General features: G+C 74.3%; 3 protein-coding genes. All 3 read left to right on the top strand.

The genetic code is table 11. The annotated features are described in order from the left end of the window. The first annotated feature begins 22 nt into the window (after positions 1 to 22). Positions 23 to 3619 (top strand): SDR family NAD(P)-dependent oxidoreductase, encoded by a 3597-nt coding sequence (locus tag Ade02nite_RS48700; RefSeq protein WP_275410008.1) that lies wholly within the window; start codon positions 23 to 25, stop codon positions 3617 to 3619. Between the two features lie 95 nt (positions 3620 to 3714). Then, on the top strand, positions 3715 to 3942 hold the full coding sequence (locus tag Ade02nite_RS48705; protein WP_203778273.1) for a DUF5988 family protein: 228 nt from the start codon (positions 3715 to 3717) through the stop codon (positions 3940 to 3942). Further along, positions 3942 to 5099, top strand: a complete 1158-nt coding sequence (locus Ade02nite_RS48710; protein ID WP_203778274.1) for a Clp protease/crotonase-like domain-containing protein — start codon at positions 3942 to 3944, stop codon at positions 5097 to 5099. The genes Ade02nite_RS48705 and Ade02nite_RS48710 overlap by 1 nt, the downstream gene beginning before the upstream one ends. The last annotated feature ends 53 nt before the right edge of the window (positions 5100 to 5152 follow it).

Raw genomic sequence — 5152 nt, forward strand, 5'->3', positions numbered from 1 at the left:
TGCCGATGAGGTTCGGCAGTTGGTGGCCGGCGTTCCGGGTGTCGGGGTGGCTGCGGTCAACGGTCCGGGCTTGTGCGTGGTGTCGGGGGACCGGCGCGCGTTGGAGTCGGTGGATTGGGGCCGGGCGCGCACCCGGTGGGTCGACGTGGATTACGCGTCGCATTCCGAGCAGGTCGAGGCCGTCGAGGCGGTGCTCAAGGATCGGCTGGGTGACGTGAAGTTCCGCGCCGCCGACGTGCCCTGGTATTCGACAGTGACCGGAAAAGCGATCGATCCGGCCGGGCTGGATGCCGGCTACTGGTACACCAATCTGCGGGCCGAGGTGTGTTTCGAGGCGGCGGTGCGCTCGGCGGCCAGCGATGGACTGCGCCGGTTTGTTGAGGTGTCGGCTCATCCGGTGTTGCTGCCGGGAATTGTCGAGACGGTCGACGACTGCACGGTGACCGGCACACTCAAGCGCGACAGCGGCGGGCTGGTTGATGTGTTGCGTGCTGCGGCGGTCTTGCACACGGCTGGTGTGGCGGTGGATTGGACGCCGGTGTTGCCGGCGGTTGCTCCTGCCGATCTGCCGACGTATGCGTTCCAGCGGCAACGTTTCTGGCTCGACCAGACCGACGACGGCGGTTCGGTGGTGCGGCTGGCCGACGGCGGCGTGGTGGTCACCGCCAAGGTGTCCACGGCGCGGGAGCCGTGGCTGGCGGACCACGCGGTCAACGGGACGGTGCTGGTGCCGGGGACGCAGTTCGTCGACTGGGCGATCGGAGCCGGTGACCTGGTCGGCGCGCCGACGCTGCGCGAGCTGACGGTGCAGGCGCCGCTGGTGCTGGACGGAACAGTCGAGGTGCAGACCACGGTCGACGCGGAACGGCGCGTCGGCATCTACTCACGCACCGCCGACGACGAGCCCTGGACCTGCCACGTCACCGGCGTGCTCGACCAGCAAGGCCCGGTGGCACCCGCCGTCGAAGGGCTACCCGCCGAGGCGGTCCCCCTTCCCACAGCCGACCTCTACGGCCGGCTCGCCGAGCGCGGCTACGAGTACGGCCCGGTGTTCCAGGGCGTGCGGGCGGCGTGGCAGGCCGCCGACGACCTCTACGCCGAGGTCGAGTTGCCGCCGTCGGAGCACGACCGGGCCGCCGCCTTCGCGATCCACCCGGCGCTGCTGGACGCCGCCCTGCACACCGCCGCCCTGCGGGACACGTCCGGCGAGGACGCGCCGGTGCTGGTGCCGTTCGCCTGGCAGGACGTGTCCGTGCACGCAACCGGCGCGACCAGGGTCCGGGTCAGGCTGCGGGCCGACGGCGACAACCTGTCCCTGGCCCTGACGGACATAGCCGGCGCCCCGGTGGCCACGGTCGGCTCGCTGGTCCTGCGGGCACTGCCCGAGCGGCTCGCCGCGACGCCGGTGCGCGACCTCTACACCGTCGACTGGGCCGACGCCGCCGAGCTCGGCAGGGCCGAGGCCGACCTGCCGGTGTGGGACTGCGCCGGCGTCGCCCTGTCCGACGTCCTGGCCGGGGTGCAACAGCGTCTGGCAGCCGACGAGCAACGATGGCTGGTCCTGATCCCCGGCAGCGAGACGATGCCGGACGCGGCCGCGGTGTGGGGCCTGCTGGCGTCGGCGCAGACCGAGCATCCGGACCGGCTGGTGCTGGTCGACGCCGCCGACCCGGCGACGGCGCGGGCGGCGGTGGCCGTCTGCGACGAGCCGCAGCTGCGCGTGGACGGCGACGGCCGCGTTCGCGTGCCCCGGCTCGTGCGCGCCGGCGCGGCCCGGGACGGGGAGCGTGTCGACTTCGGCGCCGGCCCGGTGCTGATCACCGGCGGCACCGGAACCCTCGGCGGCCTGCTCGCCCGGCACCTGGCGCACGAGCACGGAGTGACCGACCTCGTGCTGGTCTCGCGCCGGGGGCCGCACGCGCCGGGCGCCGGCCAGCTCGGCCGGGACCTGCCGCAGGCCCAGATCGTCGCCTGCGACATCACGGACCGCGACTGCCTGCGGGCGCTGCTCGACGAGTTCGCCCCACGAGTGATCATCCACGCGGCCGGGGTGCTCGACGACGCCACGGTGGCCACCCTGACCGCGGAACGGCTGGAGACCGTCTTCGCCGCCAAGGCCCGGACCGCGCACCTCCTGCACGAGCTGACCCGGGAGCGGGAGCTCGACGCGTTCGTCATGTTCTCCTCCGCCTCCGGCGTGTTCGGTTCGCCCGGCCAGGCCAACTACGCGGCCGCGAACGCCTACCTCGACGCCCTGGCCCGGCAGCGCCGGGCACAGGGCCTGCCCGCCCAGTCGCTGGCCTGGGGACTGTGGGAGACCCGGAGCACCATGACCGCGACGGTCGGCACGGCGGGGTCGGGAGTCGTTCCGCTCACCGACCGGCACGCGCTCGCCCTGTTCGACGCCGCCCTGGACGCCGGCGACCCCGTCCTGGTGCCGATCCGCCTGCGTCTCGCCGGCGCCCCGGCGACCCCGCTGCTGGACCGGCTGAACCCGCGGCGCCGTGCCGCGGCCGGCTCCCGCCCGGCGCCGCGCACCGAGGACGACTGCCTCGCCCTGGTCCGCGCCGAGGCGGCCGCCGTGCTCGGCCACCGCTCGGGTGCCGACGTCGACCCGGACGGCCAGTTCACCGAGCTGGGCTTCGACTCGCTGGCGGCCATCCGGTTGCGCAACCAACTCGGCGCGGCCACCGGCGTACGGCTGACCGCGACCGCGGTCTTCGATCACCCGACGGCCCGGGCGCTGGCCCGCCACCTGCACGCGGCCGCCGGTGGCACCGCGCCCCCGGCCGACCGCGAGGACACGCTGGGCGCGCTGTTCCGCGACGCCGTCGCGGCGGGTCGCCGGGACGACGGCTTCGCGCTGCTGTCCGCGGTCGCGCGGCTGCGCCCAGGGTTCCGCTCGCCGGCGGAGCTGACCGAGATCGCCGCGCCGGTGCGGCTGGCCGAGGGACCCGCGCGGCCTCGCCTGATCTGTGTCCCCTCACCGATGGGACTGGGCGGAGCGCATCAGTACGCGCGGCTCGCGACGGCGATGCGCGGCCTCCGCGAGGTGCACGCCCTCCCGATTCCCGGATTCCGGCAGTCCGAGGCCCTGCCGGAGTCGCCCGGCGCGGTCGTCGAATGGCTGGCCGCCGGCCTGCTCCAGATCGCCGGCGACGAGCCGTACGCGCTGGTCGGTTACTCGTCCGGCGGCCTGTTCGCCCAGGGCCTGGCGCGGCTGCTCGAGGAACGGGGCCGTCCCGCGGCCGGGCTGGCCCTGCTGGACACGTACCTGCCGGACAGCGCCGCGATGGAGCACTTCGCGACACCGATGCTCGAGGGGCTCTTCGCCCGCGAGGAGTCCTTCGGGCCCTTCACCAGCGCCCGGCTCTCCGCGATGGGCCGCTACGTGCAGCTGATCGCGGAGTTCGAGGTGCCGGCGGTCACGACACCCACCCTCTTCGTCCGCCCGGCCGAGACGGAGTCACCGTGGCGCGCGACGTGGCCCTCGGCCACCGCCACGGCCGAGGTTGGCGGCGACCACTTCACGATGCTGGAGTCGGGGGCGGCCGGCACCGCGCGCGTGATCGACGACTGGCTGACGTCCATGCCGGAAAGCATCCGGGCGGCCGGATAGGGGCCGCCCGCACCGGTTTAAGGGTTTGCCCGCGGAACGGCTGAGCCTACGTTCGAAAAGGAAAGGCCGACCGTTCTCGTGCGTGGGAGTTAGCCATGGACAATTCCGCCGGCAGTGCTACGGGCACTTTCGACATCATTCTCGAGGGCGGCCCCGAATCGCTGCCGACCGACGTCCGCCGTCAACGGGTCGACAACCTTGCCGATACCGTCAAGGTGAGCCACTACGGCGGTTACGAGCATTTCGGGAGAGCGGACGGCGAATCGCCGGCGGACGGTCCGGTCCCGTTCCGCTGGATCAGGCGCACCCGGATCGCGGAATAATGACGAGCGCCCCCGAGCTCGCCTATTGGATTCTCGGCGCGCCCGTCTTCCGCGACGGCTGGGAGGCCGATCGGGCGCGGCTGGGCACGCACCTCGGCGGCGGCGTGGAGCTGCTGCGGCACCTGCCGCCCCGGCGGGCCCGCGATCGGCAGCACCGGTTGACCGCCCACTATGTGCACGAGGAGTCCCGGCAGGCTCGTGCCGGTTTTCTGGCCCGCCACGCGAGCGAGATCCACCGCCGGATCGCCGCGCACCACGCCACCCCGCGCATGGCCGACCTTCTCCGGATCGGAGAGGCTCTCTTCCCCGAGCTGATCCCGGCCGGCCCGGACCGGGAGCTCGACCGGGCGCTGTTCATCGCCGCGCTGGTCCGCGACCCCGAGGCGGGCCCGAGGGTCTTCGACGCCATGCGCCAGCCGACCCGGCGGGCACGGCGTCTGCTCGGCGCGTTCCGGCACCGCGGCGGGGTCGACCTGGGCCGGGCCCACATCCGCCGGGCCGGCACGTATGCCCACGTCACCCTGGCCAATCCCGGCGCGGGCAATGCCGAGGACGATGCGTCGGTCGCCGATCTCGAGGTCGCCGTGGACCTCGCGTTGCTGCACGACGACGTCCGGGTGGCGGTGCTCCGGGGCGGCCCGGTGGCGGGCCACGGTGCCGGCGGCCGCCGGGTGTTCAGCGCCGGGGTGGACGTGGCCGGCCTGGACCGGGGAGCGGTGACGTTCGCCGGCTTCGTGCTGCGCCGCGAGTTCGGCCTCCTCGCCAAGGTCGCCTGGGGGCTGGTGGACCCGGCCCGGGAGCCGGTCGCCGGCAAGCCGTGGCTGGCCGTGGTCGACACCGTGGCGGCCGGCTGCGGAGCGGACGCGCTGGCCGCGTTCGACCGGGTGCTGGTCGCCGCGGACGCCCGCGCCGTGCCATCGGCACACGAGGCGCCGATCGACGCCGCCGGGATGGTGGCCCGGGGACTCGCCGACGTGGTGGCGGAGCCGGGCGAGATGGACTCGGCCGTCGGCCGGGAGGCGGCGCGCCTGCGGGCCCGGAGCGGCCCGGCCCGCGTACCGGATCTCGGCGTGCTGGCCGCACGCGTACAGGAGAGGCTGTCGTGGTTGAACCCCGGGGAGCGCACGCCGCGGACCGAGCGGGCGATGGTGGACTGATGCCCGTCACCGACCCACCGTCCAAGCGGGTCGAGCGGCTGGATTGGGTGGTC

The sequence above is a fragment of the Paractinoplanes deccanensis genome (assembly GCF_016862115.1).
Classification (GTDB): domain Bacteria; phylum Actinomycetota; class Actinomycetes; order Mycobacteriales; family Micromonosporaceae; genus Actinoplanes; species Actinoplanes deccanensis.

What these genes read in the sequence shown, in the direction of transcription:
- Ade02nite_RS48710 (WP_203778274.1), top strand. Translation starts at nt 3,942, where the DNA reads ATGACGAGCGCCCCCGAGCTCGCCTATTGGATTCTCGGCGCGCCCGTC.
- Ade02nite_RS48705 (WP_203778273.1), top strand. Translation starts at nt 3,715, where the DNA reads ATGGACAATTCCGCCGGCAGTGCTACGGGCACTTTCGACATCATTCTC.